A 24,026-nucleotide genomic window follows, 5' to 3' on the forward strand; every position below is an offset into this window, starting at 1 on the left:
GATCAGATTCGGCCCTAGAAAAACTTCCTACACCGACATCCCTATTTATCATTAAATATAGGAAAGATTTGTAAAAAAACTTGCTTTTGCAGGGTATAAAACCCCTAATACATGTTCTGCCAAAGGTCCTTTATCTAACGTTACTACACAATAGTAGAACGGAGTGGCTCCAAAAGCTTTCGTTTTAATTACGATTTTGCCAGAGCGTTCTGTTCGAGATTCTGTTAATAAATCTCGCTCCCATTGGGCAAATCCCTCTAGAACAACATCCCCTTCTTTATTTAAAAAATCTTCTAATCCATGCCCCGTCCAATCTTTAAACAGAGCGTTAGCAAAGAGTACTCTTTGAGCAAATGGTGCATAAATGAACAACATGCCCAAATTTTCTTCCCGCAAATCATCGAATAATTGCCGACATGCCAAAGAATAGTTGTGCGCTGAAGGATCGGTTCGCGTGTACCTTAAAGCCGTCAAAGAATCTGCAGCTTCCGTGGTCTCAACACGGAAAACAATTTTACGAAATTCTAATACAAGCTGAGCAACCACATCTCGGGAAGCCATAGGTCGTCCAGGTAACTCCGTTTTCGCCCCCACCTCTAATTGCAATAAATTGCGTAATTCACACATTAAATCCTGCACTTTTGCTTCCAAATTACCAATATAGGCTTGTCGCTTATCCAGCATATTATGTTGCTCGACAAAAGTTGCTTGGTACTCATCATGCAATTCTTGTTGATAGGCTAACGTCTCCTTAAGTTCTTGTCTCAACTCTTGGTTTTCTAAAATTTTCTCATTGCGCTCGCGAACAGCAGCCTCCAATTGCATTTGCAATTGTTTGTTTTCCTCATGTAATTTTCGCGATTTTTCTTCCATATGGTCATAGCGACCTTTTGCTTGAATAACCACTTCTCGCGCTTGACCAAGGCGCTCCACCAACTTATCATTGTGCAATTTCAAACGATTCGCTTCTTTTTGGCGCTTCTCTATGGTCTCTCTAATATTTTTTAACCCCTCATCACGCTCTGTAAGTTTACGAATCTTTGTTTCGAGGAGCTGTCCAGCAGCAGCGCGCAACTGTCTCTCGCGCAATCCAATGGCAAACAACCACCCTAAAGAAGAAACAACAGGGAAAAGAAAATAACTATAACGCCATTGCTGTTCGGACAAAAAGGGCCAACTTCCTACTGGTAAGAGTATGGCCAATACCGGGGGCAGGTAATGAAAATATCGCGAAACACAGTGGTAAAATTTTTGCTTACCAACCCGACTTCTTTCTCGAAAAATTCCTTGTTTCAAAAAACCCCACGTCATGTTTTCGGCCCTTCCCCCTCAAATACTGTACCTCTGCAGGGAAACCCCGGCATTGTTTCTCTGAAAAATAAAGCAACCGGGGCTGATCTTTATTTTTTTGAATTTTGGAATATCTCCGGTTTTAGAATCTACTAAGATAAAACTTATTTTTAAAAATAACTTGTTCTTCCTACCTCTTCATTATTTGATTTTCCTTTTATCTGCTATTTTCCCTTTACCCCTAGCGTACGAATCCTATTTTTCTTTCTATTTTATTGTCTTTTCACCTAAAATCTCTACGTGTTCCATCCCGGATCACCTGTAAGGTCTGAGCGGATGACATCGTTACTGCCGACGCGCTTTTAAATGTTTGTGTCGGTCTCTGGAGTGACACTCCCAGAGATGACGTAAAGTTTCGGATATAAGATCTATCCTACTCTCATGTCATGCCGAAAATCACGGCAGATTGCTGTGAGGTGTCACGTTTGTTCTTTGCGTTAAAGATAACAGTTAAAAATAGCCTAATTGGGAGAGATTATGGCACCAAGAAAACCGAGCAAGAAAGTCGGACCTCAAAAACGCCCTTCTGCAGAGAAGCGAGTTATCACTTCTAAGAAAAAGCAATTGCGTAATCAAAGCTTCAAATCAAGAGTGAAAACTACATTGAAAAAATTTGAATTGGCTGTGCAATCAGGTGATGTGGCATCCATTTCGGCAGGGTTAAGTTCTGTTTACAGTATTGCAGATAAAGCTGTAAAACGAGGTATTTTTAAGAAAGGTAAAGCTGATCGAGTAAAAGCTCGCGCTTCTGGACGCGCTTGCCCTACAGCTTAAATTCTCTGTTCTTTCCTAATTAAAATTATATTTGGTCCAAAAAGCTTGTGAGCATGCTCACTTTCGCAGTTTTTTTGGGCCATTTTATTAAAAAGTTTTTTGCATCGATTTAAAAGCGGCTTGCTTGTACAATTTTCCCCGAAATGCCTCCTTTTTGGTTATAAACTTTGGTTCCCCCAACATTTTAACGAAAAGGGTCCTTAATTTTTCGGAGGTTTCCAATGGCAGCAGCAGTAGCATCTAGTACCGTCCCCGCGGGAGGACTTTTATCTTCTTCGAGCATAACCGCTCTTCGCAGAGATACAGCGGCTCTTCGCTCAAAGTTAGGTTATATTAACGATTTCTTAGACCTTTTGTCTTCTTCCTTCGCCTTGGCAAGGCTTGCTCCAGGAGCTTCTTGGTCTACTGCCGATCAGCAACAGTTTTCAACTATAGAGGAAACTTTAGGGGTCGTTCACGGCGCAAATGATGCCATTCAAACAGGATGCGGGCTAACACAGCTATTGACTGGGGGCATGTTCTTCAAAACCCAAGCTGACGGATCTTTCCAAGTAGATACATCTAGTAACAAAAGAGTATTATTTTCGCCTCTTTCCGTTTTGAGTAAAGTCACTCGTTTGGCTAGCAAAATGCTGGGAACAGTTAAATTTATGGGATCTCCCGTTTTGCCTGTTTATCAATTGGGCAGTCATGCAAGAGGCCTTGGCTTATCTTCATTGGCATTTGGAACGGTTAGCTCCGCGTTTGATGTCGCTGAAAATACCCGAGAAGTTTGCGCAACGCTTACAACAAAAGACAAGTGTTGTGATTCTACTCAAGGAAATTCCTTTATGGAACGATTTAAAAGAGCTCGAGCCGGCATGTTTGCACTGCTGTGTAGCGTCTTTGATTTACTGGCTCAAGCCTTTTGTTTTGTATGTGAAACGGTTTCGAATGCATTTATGGGAGTACATACCGCATTTATCGTGGGTATTTTCTGCTTCTTATCTGCTTTAGGAAATGTTCTCCTTATTGCAGCTTCTTAAGAACTTCAGAATACCTAATCATCGAGGCCCGTGGATCATTTCCACGGGCTTTTTTTAGCCAGAGTAAATTTCCCCAGCCAAGTGAGATAAAATCCCGTTGAGAACTTGCAAGGAGGTGGAAACTAAAGTCCATTCCTGTTGAATATTTGTCATTTGATTTTGCAAATTCAATTGTTGGGTCTGGCTCTGTGTTAAATAATCATGTTGATCTGTTTGCACTAGCGTATGCATAGGCCCTAAACCACCTGAAGGACTTGCGCTATCAAATCCATTAACGACGTAACCTTCCAAACTAGCCAGTGTCGAAATCCAATCCGTGGGCCCCTTAATCTCATACTTATCTTTATCGTAATTACCATCTTTTTGCAGAGGTTGATAATTTAGACTTCTTAACAAAGAGTCTAAAACTGACAACTGTTCAACAATAATCCGAATAAAAGCCAGGTATAAGTTTGTCTGCGTACGCATGTTATTCGCTTGAGCTGCAGTCACTTTATTACCAGCAGCCATAGCCTCTATTCTTGCAAGCAAAGCGTTTCCAAAAGCCTGAGCTCGATAACAACTATTGATGTCCCTAAGGATATACTCACGCTCCTTAGCGAAAGCACAAAGAAACTCAAAGAACCCTCCACAAAAATAGTCTACCCCCTCTTTACTCTCGACAAGGTAAGAGGACAAATTATAGTACACAGAGGATGTTGAGAAGTTATTTGTAATCGACAGAAGGTCATTAACAGCGTTTGCAGCTACGTTATTAAAATTCACTTCCTGAATCAAAGGATTCAAGAAATTTTCCTGTTTAGGAATCTGTGTATTCAAAACAAGATGGATAAAAGCAGACCCTAAACTTGTAGACTCGATCCAATTATTTACAGCTTTCTCATGCAAAGTCTCTTGATTTCCAATACCAACATTGAATGTTGCCTTTGCCGGATCCAACTCGTTATACACTTTATTGAGATTATCTATCTCGGTTTGAAATGTGTTGAGATACTCTTCGGCTTTTTTCTGAAACTCCCCAAGCATAGCCTGAGCCTGATTAGCTGCTGCAGAAAGATCTAAATCTTTCGTAATCACATTATCTACGAAATTGCTGAAATTCGCTTTGCAAATTCCATTCGTGAAATCGATATAATTCTTCATTAATTCCGCCACGCCTGGAGAAGCCAAAGTAGCACAAAATGGCTGTTGCTGAAGCTCTTGGAATTTGTTGTTTACATATGGAATGACCTCGGTTTGATTTAAAAACGTAGTCGCCATTGTACATTCAGCCACCTCACAATACGCTGCCATGTAAGATATTACATGTGCTAAAGTTTGTGCTGTGTTTGTATTGTTCAACTGTAAAAATCGATTTACATATTCCGTGATGAGTGTTTTTCCATTTGTTTCTAAAACATTAGACATTTGCGACAATGCCATAAGCCCAGAGTAGCACTCCATTACAGATGCTAATCTTACAGACGTAAACGCTTTGTTATCATTTAAACGCTTAACCCCTTCCAACATACTTTCTAAAGATGCCTGTGCTTGTTGGAAAGATGTTTTTTTGATTTCTAACTCTTCAATGTTCTCCTTTACATCAGCACGCACAGCTTGTAGGTTCTGCGTAGCTTGCTGAAACGCCTTAACAACCGCTCCTTTACAGATCCCGGCCTCTTGCTTGGTTAGATAATAATCCATCACCTCTGGAGAGGGCAAAGCGGCTTGCTCATAAATCTTATGAATATCCTCGTCGGTTAAAGTGGTTTTTGTTGCATAAGGGATCATTTTAAGCACAGCTTCAATGATCTCTTGAGATCCCCCCAAGGCCGGTTCGACCTCCAAAACATTGCTGAAGGCTTCCATCCATGCCTTCAGTACCGACTTAGCATTAGCTTCTTTGACATTATCTTTTGTTAAAGATGTTGGAATATCCGGACCCAATGCCGAACATTTTTCTAACATCTCCTGAATATTTGCCCCAATAGTTGCACGATATTTCCAGAGATCTTCTTTCACATGTGTATTAAAATACTCAGAAACATAGAATTCCTCATAATCCCTCAACGACTCTTCAATCGCTTGATCGGAAGCTCCTTGTGCCGTTAACTGTGCGGTGATAATAAGATCTTTCTTCTCTTGGATTTCTTGTTCCATTTCTTTTTTGATGATGGCTTTAATGGATTCATCAGAAGGAACATACGCATTACCAAAAACCGTAGTTTGCTCTGTCTCATTCAGAGAAGGTTTTGATTTATAAGTCTCCATTAAAATGAGAGCTGCCGATATACTCCCTACCTGAGTCATAGGAAGCTCAGGGATATCCTCTATCAAAGTATTCAACCCATCTGAAATTGTAGTGACTAACGTCTTAGCTGTACTTTGTTTAATATCGGCAACCGTGTTACCAGAAATCGTTCTAGAAGAAAGAACACTGCCTTCCTGAAATCTTCTTACAATCCCCTCTCCACCAGGGAAAATTTTATTATCTGGGTTAATGACAGAACCAACACCAAGATACCCGGCTTCTAAAGCTACAGACAATCGTCTAAGTATATAAAGTCCAGAGTTCAACTCCTCAATATCAATAGCTGGTTTTGCTCGGTTTTTAAAATCTGAACAAGGATTTGTCAGTTTGATTTTAAATAAACCTTCTCCAGATACAGTATTGGGACGGAAATTTAAATAGTAAGAAGACATAAAAACAAAACTAAAAACTTTTATGTTTTTATTTTCTTATTAAAAAAAGTTTTTTTCTATATATATTTGTTTTTATAAAAATTTTTGTGGTAATCTTTTTATAAAAGATAATAGTTGAGATGTCTTCTATGAACACATTTAATAGAATTAACTCTATTTCAAAAGACTACATGAAAATAGAAGATATTTTTCTTTCTGCACCCAAGAACAAAACGTTCTTCATCAATCATGTCATGCAGTTTCAAAAAACAGAAATAGAACGAAATGCTATTCATAAGGTTCTCTCTCTTTTAGACAATGACGTGCAGGCTCAATACGAGCAACTCGTAACTTCCCTATCCTCCAACACATTAGCTACAACTGCTCAACCAACAAAAGATTCATCTGCAATTACGTATGACCCTCCCTCTTCAAACCCTCTTTACAATGCCGCTAAGCAAGCTTGGGCGCACAATGTATTAGCTGATTTTCTGAATGTTGTAACTGAAGCAAAAGCAAAAGCCGCAACAATCTCACAAAATGAAACAGACTTAAAGGCTTTAACCAATCTATCTTCCGTATTAACTGCTCTTGTCAACAAAGCTAAAGATGGAGAGCTTTCTCAAGAAAACTTTGAAACTTTTTATCTTCTTCCCGACCAAATCTTTTCTGCTATTCAATCTTTCCCTTTTGAAGGGAATCAAAAAGTACTCTTTTCTAATCAGTTATTAGCTGCTTTTGGAGAAGATGGCTCTATAGAACAAATATTCGCAGATATACGAATCGAAGGGCTTCAAGATGTTTTAAATATCGTCCAATCAAAACTGTCTCCCGAAGAGTTCGAGTCCTTCCAAGAATTACAAACTGTGATAGATACTCTCCGAGAATATGTTGAACCTTTTGACGCAGAAGGATTCAATACCATTTTACAAGTTAGCGAAGCATTATCTGTGGCTATTATAAAAACCTCCCTCCCCAGCAACGAAAAAATAGAACTTTGCCGTGATATCGCTGATTTTTACAAGGATCAAGTTTTATCTATCCAGCACTTGGACACTGTATTAAATGAGACGATTTATATAAATGCGCGACACAACTCTCTTTTCGCTGAAATTGCCAGCCTTGTTGCATTTATTATGGGAAGTTTCGCTCCCGTTGGATTGAACGCAACTAGCATAGAAGTGACCAATGCTTCGATTGCAGGGGCTTTACAAGCTGTTCGCGCAATTGATGCTCGTTTTCATGAACTCTCTCCCGATCAACAACAATTAGTCAATGAAACCGTTGCAAAGCTCAATGATTTCCATGGAGGTGAGTATATTGGAGCTGTGTGGGCCTATTTCATAGCAGCAACCACCATCGCTTCTAAAAATTCAGTGTCACCGGATGAAATTAAACAAGTATTAACTGCTCAAGCAAATACGATTGCTTCTTCTTTTTCTCTGACTCAAACACTAAAAACTACGATTAATAATATTGTCGCTAAAAATGGCCAATTTGAAACTGTAGTCGATGGAGTAGATCGGCAATACACCATTTTCAGCAGCGATTCTAATAATCAAGCTGTTCTTAACCCAATTCTTCTCAACTTTGGATCTATAGGATTTTTACCTAATATCACCGAAGCAGCAAATACCCATTCAGAAACTTCTGCGCGCGCATTTTTTAGATTCAAAGCGTTAGCTCAAACAGAAAATGCAAAATTGGACGCTACTCTACAAGGTAGTGAAGACTTTTTAAAAAAAATCAACCAGCTAAGAAAAGATCTTTTTTCTTATCAACTGCTTGCACAATCACACGAAATACGCTCTCTTCCTCTCCCAGCGGCTGTGGCTTCAGTGTTAATAGATCGATACATGCCTAAAGAAATCGACTATTTAACACAGATGAAATCCGACCTATATTACAGCAACTTAGGGTCTAGTGTTGGGAACGCTATGATTGAAGCCATTTCTCAATTCGTAAACGGATCTACATATTTCAACTTTGCAAGCTTTGCTGGCCAACAACCAATGACAGGGATGCATACAGATACCTTCCCAGGATCGCAAGAAACTGCAGCAGCAAAACTTGCTTTAGAAAAACAACAAACCAAACTTTTTATACAATACACTAATCAAGCATTAGCGGTTGTACAACAACAGCTAGCTCGTGTCAAAAATGACCCTGTAATTACCAATGAGCAACGACTACGCATTCTGGATGCGTTAAATAGTTATGCCGATAACCTAAATTCCATCAACGGCTCTCTAGTCTTATTACAAGTCTATCTCAATCCATTAAGTGTGGGAGTACGTGATGGGAACCAGGGCGGAGGTGATACAGGAAAAGACCCTGAAGGAACTTTCCACGTATTTGGAGGTCAAGAGCAGTGGCAAGCGCGTTTAGAGACACTAGAAGATGCTCTTGTCTCAGGACTCCCTTCGAATATCATTAATGGAGGCTTGTTCCCAGTACAGGCAACTGTGCAAGCAGATCAACAAGCTTTTGCGGACATGGGCCAAAACTACCAACTAGAAATGCAAATGCATATGACTGCTATGCAGCAAGAATGGACTGTTGTTGCAACATCTCTGCAAATTCTTAATCAAATCTATCTCGGATTGTCCAGAAAATTTGCTGGATAAGAAAGGATAAAGCAGCTTAAAAGCCTAAACTTTTAAGCTGCTTTCAAATGACGATTATCGGATTAAACTACGCGCTAATCCCAAGTAAATTTGATTCAATAACTGAAGAGAAGTGGCTACTACCATCCATTCTTGTTGCATGGTAGTGAGGTGCATTTGCAACTCCAACTGAAAATTTTGTCCCATATCTGCATAGGCTTGTTGATTAGAATGTACCAAGGCTTGCATCTGGAACATTCCAATGTTAACAGGGCTTCCAACTTCTCCAGACACGACAGTATCCTCTAAAGTCTGTAAAACTAACCGCCAATTAGTCCCATCTGCTCCATTCAAACCGTTTCTCACTTCAAAAACTCCATCTACACCAGAAACAGCTTCTATCGAAAGTGGAGCCAAATTCGTTTTCAAAGATGACAAAGCATTGGATATAGCATCTAGAATACTAGTATATTGTGTGAGCTCATCCGAAATTTTTTTCTTTTGCTCTGCCGACAAACCTGCATCCGCAGCAACTAGGGTTTTCTGATTATTGACAACTGTTTTGGCATTAGCTGTAATTTCTAAAAACGAGTCTACTTGTTGTTTTTCTTCTTCTAATTTCTCCTTAGCACTATCCACAGATCCCGCGAAAATGTTTGGCCCTGTTTTACCTGTTGCAGGAGGCTGACCAATATAGTTAGCGAAACCAAAATAAGTGGCAGAATTGACATAAGGACTAATCGTTTCTAAAACTGTATTCCCGATGGTTGATCCCATATTTCCGTAATATAAACGATCCGATATAGCCTTTAAGAAACGAACCTCTTTGGGCATATAGTGATCTATCAACACCGAAGCCACAGCAGATGGGAGCGGAGAAGCTTCTACACTTTTGGTTTGTGCGAATGTTTTACCAGCATCTAAATCAGCCTGCATTTTGGACAAAAACTGACTTTTCATCTCCCGCTGAGCAATATGTTGATGAAGAACATTTTTCTCCATATCAGCCGCAAGAATAAATCTTTCTCTTTCCTGCTCAAACACTTCTGCTTTAGAGAGCGCAACTGCTAATATAGTTCCTAACACTTGATGAAAACTATCCCCTAAAGCCAACTCATCACAAATAGTAGCGCCTACTTCATTGTAAGAAAATAGCGCGTACCGCTCCCCATTTGTTAATGTTACATGCCCATTTTGAGCACATTCCTGCACAATTTCCCGCATTTTAGCAGTTAGAATAAAAGTTGGACTAAGCCCATTCAAAGCTTCTTCCAAACTTTCTTCTACTCCTTCCAATACCCCAGTTTCTTGGTTCTGACAATTTACAAGAAGTAGGTGTGTCCACAAAACTCCTAAATATTCATCCATTTTCTGATGATGCAGAGATGAAAGCGCATCATTTACCATCTGTTGCTGCTCTGCTGTTAAGGAATCAAAACGAAAGCCGATTGCTTGCACAGTAGGAAGAACACTTACCATCATGGCAGGATTCAGTAAAATGCGCTCCTCTTCACTAGTTGGAGACAACATTTGCATAAGAGAGGCAACCAAAGCAATTACCTGTACAAAGTGACTACTTTGCCAAGAATTCACTAATAAAGCTTCTTGCTCAAGACCATGATATGCTTGAACTGCATCTACCTGCTCCTGGTACATAGCAGCTATTCGTTGACAAAGATCCACCTTATAGCTTGCTTTCAGATCTGACTCGATAATTTGAGAAGAAATATGCCCCCCAACTCGAGCTATAGCTTCTATGTGTTCTTGACTAAGAAACTCTTTACCTGACTGCTGAATCGAAGAAATTTCAGAAGCAATATCTTGAAATGCCAAAAACTTGTCTGCTGGTAAACGCTCCTTAATCGCAGATAAAATTACCTGAAAATTGTCTAAACGCATCCTAGCAAAAGACTGAGCAAGAGTCTCCTCTGTTCCAAAAACTTGAGAGAGAGATTGCATCCATGTTAATTTCTGTGTACTAGACACAGAAGCCCTTTGTAAAACACTAACCACATCTTTCGAAAGCAAGAACAGAGATCGAATATCTTCGGATGATAAGTTTTCTTTCTTATCCTGTAGAGAAGCTGCATCCATACGGACAGCAAGAAGATCTCCCTTTTCTTCCTCTGTGAATAGCGATTCTTCTACTAGAATCTGCTCCAAAAGCTCGCGCATTCCTTGAACTAATCGTACTGCCCAAGATTGCTTAATACCTGTGAAAGCAGGCGTATTCGAATCTGCATTCACTACAGCAACAACTTGATTCTCAGCTTGTGTGGAAGATAACGGTTGTTCCTGAATATGTGAATTTTGAGGAGAACGTTCTGTCTGTCTATCTAGGTCAAACTGTTCTAATCGTTGAAGAAGACTTCGATACTGTTGGTTTGCTTTTTGATCAAAAGAAACTAGGAGAGCTTTTAGCACTTCTTGCTCAATTTTGAGCTGTTCATATTGAGTAACCTGAGATATTACCTTCTCTGAAGAACTTGGTTGCGTAATCTTTTTCGCTATAGCCTCAAGAGCGCTATTATAATCTGTTAATGATCCTTGTGTATAATTAATACGGTTCATGGCCAGCTCTCTAAACTCTACAGCTTCATTTTTCGCGAACCTATCCCAACAATATTTTTTTTACAACTTTCTCCCAGAAGGCAAAAAAGCTACTTTTTTCTTTTCATCGTATTAAGAACTTATTACTGAAAACTCTTCTATAAGAATCATGCGTATTAAAAAGAAAAAAAAGAGCCAAAAAAGAATTTTTTTGGCTCCAGAATCGTTATCCTCTTTCTAAATACTAAGAGAGGTAGCCAGAGAACAACGAAGCAATGTTGACCAATACCTGCTGAATGAAAGCAGGTTGTCTTCTAAATGCATTTTCTTTCGATTCTACAAGATTGCGCTCCCCGTCAATAAACTCTTGTTCCAACTTCGCAGCAAATTTCTGTAAAGTGGCTGAAGAAGATCCCAATGAAGGAGAGTTATCGATAGACTTCGAGAGTTTTTGCATAATCGCTTCTTGATTGTCTTGAGGATTACTTGCAATGATCCCCATCAAAGAATCTAGAACCTGCAAGCGACCATAGACATCACCAAGAGTGCTGCTATCTCTTACAATAGTTTCTGCAGCTCTACGACTACTATCTGTACTACGTCCTTGTGGTTCTATACCAGAACGAGAAACCGTTCTTGAAAGAGCTGGATTTGCAGTTTGATTAATAACGGATTGCACTCCAGACCTGCTTTCTGAGTACACAGAACTTAACGTTTTATAAGCAGAATACCCTTTGGAAAGAGCCGATTCGTATGATTTTCCTGATGACGAAGAAAACGCTGTGTTGTAAAGCTGCTTTACATTTGTTTGGATAATTCCTGCTGTTCCAGAAGAACCCCCGCCAACCTGAGCTGCAGCAAAAGCCACTTGTCCCAAAACCGTTGCTAGATCCTCTGCTTGCATTCCTGCAGCTGGGTCAGCTAGCTGATCTGACAAAGTCTCCAATTGCTTATCCATTGCTTGTAGCTCTTTTGCTGTTGCAGGATTACTTACGTCAAACTGCTCAATCATGGATCGGAATCCTTGCATAATGGTCGATGCCATCTCGTTATCCGCATCATCAAGTAGCGAAGAAATTCTACCTGATCTACTTGATGTTTTCATAGCTCCTGCAGCTTTACCTGCAGAGCTTCCCGACCCATCTAGACCAACAATAGGAATGTCAGAACCACTAGGTTTAATATCTTGAATATCTTTTTTCGCTTGAGCAACTTGCTCTTCAGCCCTAGATACCATAATAGATGAAGCTATGTCTGGGTTGTCTTGTTTTAACTTAGCAATTTTAGCTTCTGCATCATCGATTATCTTCTTACAAGCTTCGATATTATCGGGACTATTATTTTGCAGAGCACTCTGAACAGCAGCCTGGCTTCGATTTCCTTCATCAACTATCTCTTGTAAAGCAGTGGCCTGTTTGGTTCCTTTGTCCGAAGATTCGGTAATCACTTCCTTAGCATTCGTAAGCACATCGTTATAATTTAGGTTTTGTCCCTGAAGTTTATTAACGATTTCTTCTGCTGAGTTCTTATTCATCGTAAATTGGTCTCTCATTGCTGGAAGCTGAAACCAAGAATCCGTTGTTATTAGATCGTCTAGTAGCGTCTTATTTTGATTTTCAATAGCAACCAACCGATTTAGCTGACTAATAACGTCTTGTTTTGCTTGAAGATTTTGCTTAATGCCTGTTACTTCATTTTGTTGGTCCGTCGTTGATTGCAAACGCTCCATATCTTGAAGCGCCGCATTCAAATCACCCATATATCTTTCATAATCAGCCAGCGTTGTTGCGCTCTGTAATCCACTCTTAGCTGTATCAAAATTAGTTTTAGCATCATCGTAGGTGGTTGCAGGAGCTCGTGTAACTGTAGAAGTAGGAGCCGAAGCATCCACCCCTGGCAGGCTATTCGAAATGGCATCACGAACAGATACCAATGCGCTCTTTGCTTCCGATAATAAATTCCACTGGCTTACAGAAGATGAGTTTGTAGAGCTAGCGTCCGAAGCTTTCGCTGACGCCTTAGTCTCCTCGGAAGAGGTAACTTGCCCATTAACAAAAGAATTCACTGAATTCTGATTAGAAGAAATTGATTCAGATCCTGGAGCCATAATAATTAAAAAAAAATAAAAACCTTCTTCTTTAATTATATATAGCAATAAAAAAAGCCCACACCAGAAATAAGGGTATAGGCTCCTAAAGACTTCTTTCTTAAGAAATTAGAATGAAGAAATTAATCCTAGATCATATTTTCGATAAGTGAAATCACTACCAAGATTGTCATTAGCAGGTTTGGAATATGCTGCATAAGCCCGGAAAGAAACCGAATCTGTGAGCCCCATGACAAACTGATAGGATCCCCCTTTATAGTTTGTAAAGCCGTTGGCTTCTTTAGGATCTAAGCCTTGCTTAATAGCTTGAGCAAACCAGTATTTCATTTGGTTTCCTCGACCGATACCAGCAACATCGATTTCTGGAATAGATAAAGCCTCAACATACTCATAACGAACCGTTGCAGACCAATCCCCAGCCCGTCGGACACTACCCAAAGTGCATCCTGCGAACCAAGCGCGGTTCTCCTTACCGTCAGTAATCTTTGTAGTAGATTGCTTCCAGTTCTCGGGTATCTCCGCTAACGGATTAAATAGATAGGCACCATAAGTGTAAAGATTTTTAGTTTGCCCATTAAACCAAGGCATCGCTGTACTCTTTCCGATCAACCATTGCCATACTAAGTAATCATACTTAGTATCTGGTTTAGCTGGCTGAGTAACACTTGCATCAGCAGGATCGTTCGTTTTCGCTGTTAATGTGTTCCAATCAATAACACTAGCCTTAACAACAAAATTTCCAGGAAGTTTATTCAATACAGCTTCCACAACCCAAGCATATTCCTTCTCGGTCATGTTCACAACGAACGGACCTCCATGGACAATCATAGTGTAAGGAAGGCTTTCGCTGATACGACGAGCAGCATATAAATGAATCCCATCGAAATTGCTGCTAAACTGCACATCAGAATCAAAAATATCTCCCAATCCAGAACGACCAATCTCAGCAAACACTTCAGCTTGTGTTTCAGGGTTTTTATAGAATCGGTATCCCAAGAAGGCTCGATTGATATCTAACCCAGCTGCAGATGATTCTCCTCCAGCAATGGTCACCCAATTCATTTTTGAAGTCATCCAACTATTGGCAGCTGTGTAATCCACATATAGATTGAATTCGCTGCGATATCGATTAATTGGGAGCATCGGCTTATTAGTAACAGCTGATGATGCTTCAAGGTCTTCTTTCGCATAGATCCATCGAGCGCGTACATCTCCGGCTAAACGCAAAACTCCATCACGTTTACGAGTTTCTACAAACCCTTTAGAATTCAAATAAGCATCTAAATCTTCAACAGACCATAGCCGGCTATCCATTGAATCAACCTGCGCAGAGGCAGTATTTGTTGCTCCGCAAGCTAATAAAAATGCGCCTAAAAACCTTTTATAAAAGTATTTTTTCATAATGTCCTTAGCATAGTTTGACATCTCATACAACCGACCCATAGTTTGTATTTTATTGAGAAGTAATCACGGAATTCTCTTTTCCTGGGGCGCTTGATTGTTTCGTAAATGGCTACAACTATCTTACTTACATAAAAGATATTGTAACCAGTCCAGAGACTATAGCTCAGGAAGGATTTTTTCTGAAAATACAGTTATGTTTCTTGAAGAAAAATAAGTCCTAAGAGACTAGCTAAACGCTAGTTTCTTAGGATAGACTGATGGCCTTTCCAGTATTGGAATGATGTGAGATTCATGAGATCTTCAGCTTTCAATACTTTAGCAAGTCCAAATAAGATAGCCAAGAAAAGAGCAGATTCTGCAAAAAACACTCCACACTGATCTAACAAAGATGTCAAAGGTTTTATTGGGGTTGTCAAAGGATGAATGAATACAATGTACGTAGTATTTGTAAACACGTTAATTCCAACCGTAATAAAAGCTGCTAGAACAGTTGTAAAAACAGTTTTCCCGCTTTCTCTAAATGTACGCCACATTAAACCTTTGTAAGTAGGTAAGCTCTTTCCTGCACAATACCATAAAATAACTAACTGTCCCCAAGATGCTAAAGAGGTCGCGTAGGCTAAAACAGACACATGCTTGAAGACTAAACAACCAATAACATTAAGAACTATGTTTGCAACGGCTGCAGCAATACCCACAAGCATGGGCACTTTATAATTCCTTCTTGCATAGAAGAGTGCAGAAACAAGAGGCGCTAAAGCCATAGGGATAATACTACCACTGTACCCACGAAGGACCTCTACAATAGCATGTACAGCTGTTGTAGGGAAAACTCCATGTTCATAGAGAACTCGTACCCCAGGTAACGCCAAAAGTAGTAGCCCCATAGTCATAACTAACATCACAGCAACGGTAAGCTTTAATGAAAAACGTAGGAGATCATACCCTTGTTGATGTTCGTTATCTTGAACACAACGAGAAATCGCGGGCAGAAGGACTGTAAATACTCCGAGACCAAATAAATGAACGGGCAATTGCTGTATTCGAACAGAATACATAAGATACAAAGGTCCTACCTCATTAATGTATCTTGCAAGCCACATGTCACAAAGCAAGTTCAACTGGAAAATCCCCATAGATAATAATCCTAAGGAAAGTGGGGCAATCAGAGCGCGAATACTATCCCGCTCTTTTGGTGTTTCCGTGCTTCTACCCAAAAACTTAATGACTCCAGGAAGTGTTACAGCCCATTCTAGAATGAAGCCAATAACAAGAACTATTGCCAATCCAAAAATACGATTTCTAGGATTGTAGTTTCTTGCTAAAAACACGGTTCCGATCCACAAAACATTCACAACAGAAGGAGCTAATCCTACGCTCAAAAACTTCTTTTCACAGTGCAATAGCGTGGAATTCACAGTATACATCATGAGAAAAATCCCAGACGGAAGCAATATGATAGTTAACAACAAAGTATCAAATAGGCTTCCAGTAACACAAGAGCACCAAACACCAAGTCCCAATTCTATGACCAAAGTAAATACAATGGCACTATAACAAAAGAATTTCGAAAAACTTCTAAAGAAAAAAGCTGCTCTCGAAATATTTTGAGCACGTAAAAACTCAAAATGCGGGATAAACGCAAGCCCAAGAATAGGACCACCCAAAAGTTTTCTTAAAAAAAAGATTGTCCGAAAAGCTAACCAAAAAGAAGCCACCAAAGGATCGGCTCCGAAATAGGTAGCCATAACAATCTCGCGTAACATCCCGGTAAGACGGCTAAAAAATGTTCCGGACAGCAAATTAAACAACGATCGCACTAGCGATCCTTCATCGTCTTTGCTCATTACTCCTCTCTTTCTGTTGCTTTTAAGCTTTTTCAAGCTATTTTTACTAAATAACGGCTAGCAATATTTTTCTGATAATGCAATAACTCCCACTATTCTCGCTATTTATAGTTTCTTTAATCGAGAGCCTCTGGCAATCTTCTTTTATCACAAATGATTGGATAGAGCACCGAGCAATGTTTGTACTCCCCCCCCCACAAGAACCTCTTTTAGGAGCCCACACGTCAGCTGCTGGAGGACTCCATAACGCGCTTTATGAAGGACGAGACATCGGAGCTACCACTATTCAGCTGTTTACTGCCAACCAACGCCAGTGGAAAAGGCGTTCTCTAACTCAGAATATGATTGAACAATTCCAAACAGCTTTAGATGAGACCTCTTTGTCCTACATAATGAGTCATGCAGGATATTTAAATAATCCTGGAGCTCCCAATCCTGAGATACTAGAGAAGACGCGCATTTGCATGTATCAAGAAATAGCTGATTGCATCGCGCTAGGTATTTCTTTCGTTAACTTTCATCCAGGAGCCGCTCTTTCTGATTCGAAAGAAAGCTGCCTAGATAGAGCGATTACTAGTTTTTCACAAATGGCACCGCTTTTCGAAACAAATCCCCCACTTGTTGTTCTCCTTGAAACTACTGCGGGCCAAGGCTCCTTAATAGGAAGCTCTTTCGAAGAACTGGCTTATCTGATTCAAGGAATCAAAGCTCATATACCCGTAGGAGTTTGTTTAGACACCTGCCATATCTTTGCCGCTGGGTATGATATCTCTTCCCCCGAAGGGTGGGAACAAGTGTTAAAACATTTTGACGAAGTAATTGGGCTTTCTTTTTTACGAGCCATCCATTTGAATGACTCTATTTTTCCTCTTGGAAAGAATAAGGATCGCCATGCCCCTATCGGAGAAGGTTGTATAGGTTCAGAAAGCTTTTGCTTTCTTATGCGAGATGAACGTACACGCAAGCTTCCAAAGTATCTAGAGACTCCAGGAGGTCCCGATTTATGGACAAAAGAGATTCGCTATCTACAGAAGGTTAGCTAAAATTAGCTAACCTCTTAAAAACCCATTCTTTTTACAAGCAAGAAAAAGCCCCGCAAAAGCGGGGCAATCAAAAACCTTACCGTTTCAATTCACATGAACTTATGTTCTGTGAGACAAGAATTCGCAAATAACAGAAACGTTCACAGGCAAAGGAAGTTGGGAAGAAATCTGATCCAACTCCGGAGACACAACTAACTCTCCTTTGAAAGCAGCCTTATCGAGAGACAAGTATGCTGGAAGAGAGCTTTGATCCTTGTTCTCTAAGGATTCTGTCACTATCGCCAATCGTCTAGATTTTTCCTTCAAAGAGATTTGCATACCAGGACGAACGAAGAAGGACCGTCTATCTACCTTCTTCCCGTTTACCAAAACATGCCCGTGAGAGACTAATTGCTGAGCTGCAAAAATAGTTTTTGCAAATCCTAATCGGTAAACGATGTTGTCCAAACGGCACTCAAATTTTTCAAGAAACATCTGAGCAACATTGCCTTGCTTATGTACAACCTCTTTGTAAGCCTTAACCAATTGCTTCTCTAAGATCATTCCGTAGCAAGCTTTTAATTTTTGTTTTTCTTCTAACTGTAAGCCGTAGTCAGATTTCTTTTTTCTTTGCATGCCGTGCTGACCCGGAGGATTGGGCTTTCTCAGCAAAGGGTTACGACCTCTCCCAAAGATGTTAGCTCCAAAACGTCTCGCTATTCTGTTTTTAGGGCCACAATATCTCGCCATGTTCAGTCCTTATTTTATTCCTTAAAAAACATCGCCTCGCTTATTTTCCTGGGAGACGTTGTTGAACGCGAGTTTCCCGCGCTTGACAAAATACAAAAAAGCATTCTAGTTCTATTTCCAATTTTCTACAACGGATTTCCTAGATTCTTAGCCCTTAAAAAAACTCTTCTTATTTAAAAAATCCAAAATAGGTCAATTAACTAGCTTTTGTTTAGAAAGATGTTGGAAATGGTTTCTTTTTATTTCTTCATTAAAACCCTTTGATCTATTCCCACCATCTCGTATACTTTCTTTCAGCTTGCTAAAAAACTTTTTAAATAAACTTTCAAGCTTCTTGATTTTAATCGTAGGACAAGTTTTCAGCATATATAGGATATCTTCATGGAAAAGAATTATTATGCTTTAGCGTATTATTACTTTGGTCCCGTAAGCAACCCTCATGAAGAAATTGCTTTACACAAGCAATTATTCAAAACCATGGATGTTTCTTGCCGGATTTATATCTCTGAGGAAGGGATTAACGGCCAGTTTAGTGGTTATCAACCGGATGCAGAGCGCTATATGGCGTGGCTGAAACAGCGCCCAGACTTCGCTACTGTAAAATTCAAAATTCATCATATTAAAGAAAATGTGTTCCCACGAGTTACGGTGAAATATCGTAAAGAGCTTGTTGCCCTAGGATGCTCTGTTGATACAAGCAAGCAAGGAAAACACATTTCTCCTGAAGAGTGGCATGAAAAACTTCAAGAGAATCGTTGCTTAGTTTTGGATGTTCGAAATAATTATGAATGGAAAATCGGTCACTTTGAGAATGCGGTTCTCCCTGACATAGAGACTTTCCGGGAGTTTCCAGCTTATGCAGATCGGCTCGCTCAAGAGCATGCCCCCGAAACTACTCCAGTAATGATGTATTGCACGGGAGGAATTCGTTGTGAACTCTACTCAGCTCTTCTTTTAGAAAAAGGCTTCAAAGAAGTTTATCAACTCGATGGTGGCGTCATTGCTTATGGGTTGAAGATGGGCACTGGAAAATGGAAAGGGAAGTTATTCGTATTCGATGATCGCATGGCGGTGCCTATCAACGAAGCGGATCCTAACGTCTCCCCTATTTCAAAGTGTTCTCTCTGTGATATAGAGTCTGATACGTACTATAATTGTGCAAATACAGATTGCAATAATCTCTTCCTTTGCTGTGAATCTTGTATCACTTCTCAGAAGGGATGTTGCTCGGAAGAATGTTCTCAAGCACCTCGTATTCGAACATTTTCTGCAGAAAGAGGAAACAAACCTTTCCGAAGAAAACACCTCTGCCCAACAATCGAGCAGACTCGTTGTTGTTTGAGAGAAAAAGACAACCAACCTGCATAAAAAAAGGCGCCCACAGTACGTGGGCGCCTTTTCCAAAGCCTTCGAAGGCTAACCCATCATAAAGAATGTTTATTTCCACCCATAAAAACCTTCTTACATAACTCCTCCAAAGGCTTTACCCCTTTTTCTTTGAGTAAATGAAGAATTTCAATACACGAATTAAAAGATCTGTTAAGCAAGTCTTTAGCAGCTTGCTCTCCAAATAATAGCGCATAATTCATATGCTTCTCTTCTTGGTTATCCTGACTAAGATCTGCTAGATCATCTCCTATTTGAAACAAAATACCAAAATTCCTGGCAAACTCGATAACTAAAGGAGTTTTTTCTCTTGCTCCACCTCCAAATAACCATCCAGATACACATGCTATTTCAAAAAGAGCGCTAGTTTTCTTATTAATAATATTTATAACACTCTCTTCAGTGAAACTTTGGAAAAAAACATCTTCATACTGACCACCCAAAACCCCTTCTACCCCAAATCGTAGTTCGATTAGATCCAAAACATCTTCGTAAGCATCTTCGATTTCTCGTTGAACCGAAACCACTTCCTTCAAAGCTTTCGCATTCTTACGAATTCTTGCATAAGCTGCGGGAATAAGAGCATACGAAGCAAGAAGAGCAGAAGCCTCATCAAAAGCTTTGTGAACAGAAGGTTTCCCCCTACGCATGTCATCATTATCCATACAAGGAAGATCGTCCGCTATCAAGGTTGATGTGTGGATATACTCCACGGCAATTGCAGTATCCAAAACGTCTCGTCTTTTTTGAATGCTGTCGGCAAACAAACATACGAGTAGAGGACGCACACGTTTTCCTCCACCCAGTAGAGCATACTCTATTGGGTTACGTAATCCGCTTTGAGTTTTTCCAAAATCCTCTAAAGAATCGCGGAGCCTTTTTTCTATTTTCGATCGATAAACATTGAAATCATCCATATTTGAGCAACCGCCTACTTTTTCTCATCAAAGTCCTCTCAACAAAGATTTACTCCTAATAAATAGTTTGATTAGGAAGAATCTTTGTAGCACTAACCACACAACATCCTGGATTAAGTACGGTATTACACCCAATACTCACTCCCTTACCCAAGAAAGCGCCTAATTTCTTTCTCTGTGTATCATAGCGATCTCCAGAATAACGGAGAAAAATGTTACCCCCATCCAATCGAAAATTCGCGCAACGAACCCCTGCACCTAAATTGACCCGAGAGCCCAAAACAGAATCTCCCACATAAGCAAAGTGAGCAGCTTTCGCATAATGCCCTAAATAGCTATTTTTGATCTCAGAACAGTGTCCAACCACACAATGAGCACCAGTTATTACTCCACCTCGAATATAAGCTCCGTGACGAACTTGAGTATAAGGTCCGATAATACAAGGGCCACAAAGATATGCCCCCGACTCCACATAAGCTCCTTCCTGGATTTCGATGGTCTCTTTGTTTTTTAAATATACACCTTCTTCAAGATGTCCTTGTATTCCAGAAAAAGAATGAGAAGACAGCTTTTGTTCCAAAAGAGTTAAAATGGACCAAACAAATTCAGCCTGGCTCACAATCTCTGGATAAAGAAATTCTTCAGGGGAAAATAAAGAGGAAGCTAAAACCATACTAAGCTCCTGATACAGCATAGTCTGGTATTTAAACACCCCTAGTTGTTTTAAGAAAGCTTTGTATCTTCTTGCGAAGAATTTTTCTCTTCGTCATCGGAAAATAGATACCCCACTCCACGTACAGTGACGATTCTATTTCCATAAGCGCCTAATTTCTTTCTTAAAGAAGCTATATGTACATCCACATTTCTAGCTACAATCTCTTTAGAATGATTTTTGATTTCCTCTAGAAGATGTTTACGTAAACAAAGTTGCCCTTGGTTCAGCAACAGTCTTTTCAAAATACCGGATTCGGATGGAGTTAAATGAATAGTTCCTTCTGGAGTTTCCACTATCAGTTTCAAAATATGAAACACATTAGGGCCAAACTGAATACTTTCAGGAACAGAATGCAAAGAACCTTGAGAAAGAAACGCACCTATAGCAGCTTTTAGAAGTCTAGGAGTAATTGGCTGCACCAAAAACCAAAATCCTCTATCTAAAAGATCGATACACTTCTCTTCATCAAAAACATCTAATAAAACTATAACAAAGTTAGCTTCAAAATACTTAGGAGCATGAATATCTTTGGGAAGTAATTCATATTCACAAACAATTAGGTCTGCTGATACTTCTTGTTTGTACTGCTGACCAATCGTACACCGATATTCTTCAGGATTAAGTAATTTTTTTGTTTGGAAAAATAAGTCCCAATTTTCACTTACTAGTAGCACATGTTTAGGACCTGCCATATAAACAAACCCATTTAATTATTAGCTCACCTAATACAATAAAAATAGTTTTTTCAAAGAGCTTTAGAAAAAAAAACGATATCTTCAGACTTTTTTTCATGTTTCGACTACACTTATTTTTTACTAAGTAGCTGATCCTCTACCCTATTTAAATTTTTGTGAGAAAATGAAAACATTGCTTGATAACAACATCGTTAGATTCAAAAATATTTCTAAGACCAAACATGGAATTTTTGTTAACTTTCAAGTTAAAGGGGAACGAGGGGGAGCTTCTTTTACAGCTTCCATAGCAGTTGATATCGAGGCAGCAGACGTCTCTGCAGGAGACTCTTTAGAAACAATTATTGAACGCTGCGCCCTGATTGGTATTCGAGAATTTCAAAAATGTGAATTTCAGTTTGAAGGGATTACTTGTTTGTAACAAAATCCCCTCGCTAGTTTTTTATTCACCGTAATTAAATAGCTTGACTCCGAAAAGCTTTACTGTAAAATTGTGGCGGTCAAAACCCACTATTTTCTGGATGTAGCGCAGCCTGGTAGCGCACTTGCATGGGGTGCAAGGGGGCGGAGGTTCAAATCCTCTCATCCAGAACTTCTTTTAAGCCTTGCGGCGTGATTCTTGTTTTAGTCTTCCTAAATCTGTTTCTGAATAATCGACAAATTTCAAGAACGATTTATACGCTGGATGGAACTGTATCACTTCTTTTGCCATGTCTATAGCAATTTGTCTGTAACTTTCATGCCCTTGGGGTTGAGACCGTAATTCACAAAGCCACTGCAATCCCCTGGTATTGATATGGAAGAGCCAGCGAATATTATAGGCCAACGGAACAACATACTGAGCTTCTTCAGGAAATTCTGCTGCTATTAAACGGTAAGCCTGATCTGCTTTTTCCATAGCCTCTCTAAATGGAGCCTCCATCGGAGTATCTAGCAATTGTTGAGGGATAGAGTAACCTAGTTTAGTTGTTAATAACTGTCTCTCTTGCGTTAAGATACGGTGTCTTTGCAAATCCCGATAAGCTCCAAAATCTGCTGTGATATCAAAAGCAAATTCAGCACACTCCAAACCTCGGGGAGATTTATGTCGGCGATTTTCTCGAGAAGAAGCACTCGATTCTAAAATTAGCATAAGATCTTCATCGGGGATTTTTCGGCAAATATCTAACAGATCTGCATAAGTATGTTCTGAGTAAGGGAACATAGAGGCTGCGGCGATTTTATATAAACCATCAGGGTCTCCGTAAACCAACTTTACTCCTTTCTCTAAAGAAGGCTCCCTTTCTTCTCCATAACGCTGAGCAAAACTTTTTAATTGTTCTCTCAATCCTAGATGATAATCCACCATAGCCTGATGATGGTGGTGATGAGGCTCCGCCCGACTTACAAAAGAAGGGATGATTTTCATCAATTCTGTTAACGCCTGCTCCCCAATGTTACGCACTTCAACAAGATTGTTGTCCTGTAAACGATGCAATAAATTTTGCCAAAATCGACCGTTACCAAAAAAACCTAAATTGGTAAGGGTGGCTGCTGGTAATAATCCCCTTAAACAGTCTAAAACCTTCGCTCGTAAAGAAACTGTATAAGCCGACTGAGAAACCTCAGGATCTTTTGGATAAATTTTCTCAAAATAAGCACGAACTTGAGGTATGAGTTCGGAATAAGTGTTAAACAGAAAATCACACGTATCCAAAAACGTGTCTTTAAAGGCCGAAGTCATCAAAATAGGGTCTCTATAGTATAAATACTCCCCATTGACCTTTTGATCGAAATAAACGTATCTGGAAGACTTTTCTAAGGGAGACCCTCCGATACGAGCATCTTCTAAAACTTTAGCAGCAAGCATGGATACTTGCTCTATAGCAAGGTGTGCTCCCCCTAACTCCCCAACAGAATCATCTCCAAAGTTATCCAATACACGGCGATAGAAATCTGCAGCCTTTTGGATGCCTAATTCACAATCTTGAAGGTCTTCACTGAGAAAATCTCCCCCTTCTCCATCTAAAAACTCTTTTAGAAGAAGCGCTCGCAAACCTAAAATAGATCTAGAATATTTAGAAAATAAAGCACCTTTAACGACTTCAGGAAGATTCTTCAGAGCAAATATCGGCGAATCCAAATTAGTCACAAAATGCGATAAACGCTCTCTTTGCTCCTTTGAAAAATCACCTTCTTTGCTCAACATAAGAAAACTCCATAAAGCAGACTAGCCTACCA

Annotated in this window: 17 protein-coding genes and 1 tRNA gene; 7 read left to right on the forward strand and 11 right to left on the reverse strand. The window is 39.7% G+C overall.

What is annotated here, in order from left to right; all coding sequences use genetic code 11:
* Window positions 1-51: 51 nt before the first annotated feature.
* Window positions 52-1,311, reverse strand: a complete 1,260-nt coding sequence (locus TC_RS04600; RefSeq protein WP_010904423.1) for a hypothetical protein — start codon at window positions 1,309-1,311, stop codon at window positions 52-54.
* Window positions 1,312-1,827: 516 nt separating this feature from the next.
* Between TC_RS04600 and rpsT the strand changes: the two genes are divergently transcribed.
* Window positions 1,828-2,124 carry a 30S ribosomal protein S20 gene (gene rpsT, locus TC_RS04610; protein WP_010231905.1) on the forward strand — a complete coding sequence of 99 codons (297 nt, stop codon included), beginning with the start codon at window positions 1,828-1,830 and terminating at the stop codon, window positions 2,122-2,124.
* A 221-nt stretch (window positions 2,125-2,345) separates the two neighbouring features.
* Window positions 2,346-3,149: a hypothetical protein gene (locus tag TC_RS04615; protein WP_010231910.1), complete on the forward strand. Its 804-nt coding sequence runs from the start codon at window positions 2,346-2,348 to the stop codon at window positions 3,147-3,149.
* A gap of 54 nt (window positions 3,150-3,203) precedes the next feature.
* Here TC_RS04615 and TC_RS04620 read toward each other — a convergent pair whose 3' ends face one another.
* The gene (locus TC_RS04620; RefSeq protein ID WP_010231913.1) at window positions 3,204-5,831 is read right to left on the reverse strand and encodes a CT620/CT621 family type III secretion system effector; all 2,628 of its coding nucleotides are present in this window, start codon (window positions 5,829-5,831) and stop codon (window positions 3,204-3,206) included.
* Between the two features lie 119 nt (window positions 5,832-5,950).
* Here TC_RS04620 and TC_RS04625 point away from each other — a divergent pair, with 119 nt between their 5' ends.
* Window positions 5,951-8,437 carry a CT620/CT621 family type III secretion system effector gene (locus TC_RS04625; RefSeq protein WP_010231916.1) on the forward strand — a complete coding sequence of 829 codons (2,487 nt, stop codon included), beginning with the start codon at window positions 5,951-5,953 and terminating at the stop codon, window positions 8,435-8,437.
* A 54-nt stretch (window positions 8,438-8,491) separates the two neighbouring features.
* On the opposite strand, the gene TC_RS04630 is transcribed toward TC_RS04625, so the two are convergent.
* From TC_RS04630 to TC_RS04645, 4 genes are all read right to left on the reverse strand, one after another.
* Window positions 8,492-10,987 (reverse strand): CT620/CT621 family type III secretion system effector, encoded by a 2,496-nt coding sequence (locus TC_RS04630; RefSeq protein WP_010231919.1) that lies wholly within the window; start codon window positions 10,985-10,987, stop codon window positions 8,492-8,494.
* Between the two features lie 223 nt (window positions 10,988-11,210).
* Window positions 11,211-13,073 (reverse strand): hypothetical protein, encoded by a 1,863-nt coding sequence (locus TC_RS04635; RefSeq protein ID WP_010231922.1) that lies wholly within the window; start codon window positions 13,071-13,073, stop codon window positions 11,211-11,213.
* A gap of 108 nt (window positions 13,074-13,181) precedes the next feature.
* Entirely contained in the window at window positions 13,182-14,474 is a 1,293-nt protein-coding gene (locus tag TC_RS04640; RefSeq protein ID WP_010231924.1) for a hypothetical protein, read from the reverse strand.
* 239 nt (window positions 14,475-14,713) lie between these two features.
* Window positions 14,714-16,324, reverse strand: a complete 1,611-nt coding sequence (locus TC_RS04645; protein WP_010231926.1) for a lipid II flippase MurJ — start codon at window positions 16,322-16,324, stop codon at window positions 14,714-14,716.
* A 176-nt stretch (window positions 16,325-16,500) separates the two neighbouring features.
* Between TC_RS04645 and TC_RS04650 the strand changes: the two genes are divergently transcribed.
* Window positions 16,501-17,367: a deoxyribonuclease IV gene (locus TC_RS04650; RefSeq protein ID WP_010231929.1), complete on the forward strand. Its 867-nt coding sequence runs from the start codon at window positions 16,501-16,503 to the stop codon at window positions 17,365-17,367.
* Window positions 17,368-17,466: 99 nt separating this feature from the next.
* Here TC_RS04650 and rpsD read toward each other — a convergent pair whose 3' ends face one another.
* A complete protein-coding gene (gene rpsD, locus TC_RS04655) occupies window positions 17,467-18,096 on the reverse strand; it encodes a 30S ribosomal protein S4 (protein WP_010231932.1) in 630 nt (209 codons plus the stop codon).
* 381 nt (window positions 18,097-18,477) lie between these two features.
* Between rpsD and TC_RS04660 the strand changes: the two genes are divergently transcribed.
* Window positions 18,478-19,464, forward strand: coding sequence for a rhodanese-related sulfurtransferase (locus tag TC_RS04660; RefSeq protein ID WP_010231938.1), 987 nt, complete (start codon window positions 18,478-18,480; stop codon window positions 19,462-19,464).
* A 56-nt stretch (window positions 19,465-19,520) separates the two neighbouring features.
* Here TC_RS04660 and TC_RS04665 read toward each other — a convergent pair whose 3' ends face one another.
* Genes TC_RS04665 through TC_RS04675 form a run of 3 tightly spaced genes read right to left on the reverse strand, consistent with a single transcriptional unit; the run spans window position 19,521 to window position 21,806 of the window.
* Complete coding sequence (locus TC_RS04665) at window positions 19,521-20,399, reverse strand: polyprenyl synthetase family protein (protein ID WP_010231940.1); 879 nt, start codon at window positions 20,397-20,399, stop codon at window positions 19,521-19,523.
* A 55-nt stretch (window positions 20,400-20,454) separates the two neighbouring features.
* Complete coding sequence (locus tag TC_RS04670) at window positions 20,455-21,072, reverse strand: UDP-N-acetylglucosamine pyrophosphorylase GlmU-related enzyme (RefSeq protein WP_010231941.1); 618 nt, start codon at window positions 21,070-21,072, stop codon at window positions 20,455-20,457.
* Between the two features lie 50 nt (window positions 21,073-21,122).
* Entirely contained in the window at window positions 21,123-21,806 is a 684-nt protein-coding gene (locus TC_RS04675; protein ID WP_010231943.1) for a response regulator transcription factor, read from the reverse strand.
* Between the two features lie 166 nt (window positions 21,807-21,972).
* On the opposite strand from TC_RS04675, the gene TC_RS04680 reads away from it, so the two are divergent.
* Both TC_RS04680 and TC_RS04685 read left to right on the forward strand, forming a co-directional pair.
* Window positions 21,973-22,227, forward strand: a complete 255-nt coding sequence (locus TC_RS04680; RefSeq protein ID WP_010231944.1) for a hypothetical protein — start codon at window positions 21,973-21,975, stop codon at window positions 22,225-22,227.
* Window positions 22,228-22,323: 96 nt separating this feature from the next.
* Window positions 22,324-22,397 (forward strand) — tRNA-Pro (locus TC_RS04685).
* Window positions 22,398-22,404: 7 nt separating this feature from the next.
* Here TC_RS04685 and TC_RS04690 read toward each other — a convergent pair.
* Window positions 22,405-23,994, reverse strand: coding sequence for an FAD-dependent thymidylate synthase (locus tag TC_RS04690; RefSeq protein WP_010231946.1), 1,590 nt, complete (start codon window positions 23,992-23,994; stop codon window positions 22,405-22,407).
* Between the last annotated feature and the right edge of the window lie 32 nt (window positions 23,995-24,026).

Source organism: Chlamydia muridarum str. Nigg (assembly GCF_000006685.1).
GTDB classification, from domain to species: Bacteria; Chlamydiota; Chlamydiia; order Chlamydiales; family Chlamydiaceae; genus Chlamydia; species Chlamydia muridarum.

Coding starts and splice junctions, on each gene's coding strand:
- TC_RS04600 (WP_010904423.1), bottom strand. CDS start 1,311: ATGACGTGGGGTTTTTTGAAACAAGGAATTTTTCGAGAAAGAAGTCGG.
- rpsT (WP_010231905.1), top strand. CDS start 1,828: ATGGCACCAAGAAAACCGAGCAAGAAAGTCGGACCTCAAAAACGCCCT.
- TC_RS04615 (WP_010231910.1), top strand. CDS start 2,346: ATGGCAGCAGCAGTAGCATCTAGTACCGTCCCCGCGGGAGGACTTTTA.
- TC_RS04620 (WP_010231913.1), bottom strand. CDS start 5,831: ATGTCTTCTTACTATTTAAATTTCCGTCCCAATACTGTATCTGGAGAA.
- TC_RS04625 (WP_010231916.1), top strand. CDS start 5,951: ATGTCTTCTATGAACACATTTAATAGAATTAACTCTATTTCAAAAGAC.
- TC_RS04630 (WP_010231919.1), bottom strand. CDS start 10,987: ATGAACCGTATTAATTATACACAAGGATCATTAACAGATTATAATAGC.
- TC_RS04635 (WP_010231922.1), bottom strand. CDS start 13,073: ATGGCTCCAGGATCTGAATCAATTTCTTCTAATCAGAATTCAGTGAAT.
- TC_RS04640 (WP_010231924.1), bottom strand. CDS start 14,474: ATGAAAAAATACTTTTATAAAAGGTTTTTAGGCGCATTTTTATTAGCT.
- TC_RS04645 (WP_010231926.1), bottom strand. CDS start 16,324: ATGAGCAAAGACGATGAAGGATCGCTAGTGCGATCGTTGTTTAATTTG.
- TC_RS04650 (WP_010231929.1), top strand. CDS start 16,501: ATGTTTGTACTCCCCCCCCCACAAGAACCTCTTTTAGGAGCCCACACG.
- rpsD (WP_010231932.1), bottom strand. CDS start 18,096: ATGGCGAGATATTGTGGCCCTAAAAACAGAATAGCGAGACGTTTTGGA.
- TC_RS04660 (WP_010231938.1), top strand. CDS start 18,478: ATGGAAAAGAATTATTATGCTTTAGCGTATTATTACTTTGGTCCCGTA.
- TC_RS04665 (WP_010231940.1), bottom strand. CDS start 20,399: ATGGATGATTTCAATGTTTATCGATCGAAAATAGAAAAAAGGCTCCGC.
- TC_RS04670 (WP_010231941.1), bottom strand. CDS start 21,072: ATGGTTTTAGCTTCCTCTTTATTTTCCCCTGAAGAATTTCTTTATCCA.
- TC_RS04675 (WP_010231943.1), bottom strand. CDS start 21,806: ATGGCAGGTCCTAAACATGTGCTACTAGTAAGTGAAAATTGGGACTTA.
- TC_RS04680 (WP_010231944.1), top strand. CDS start 21,973: ATGAAAACATTGCTTGATAACAACATCGTTAGATTCAAAAATATTTCT.
- TC_RS04690 (WP_010231946.1), bottom strand. CDS start 23,994: ATGTTGAGCAAAGAAGGTGATTTTTCAAAGGAGCAAAGAGAGCGTTTA.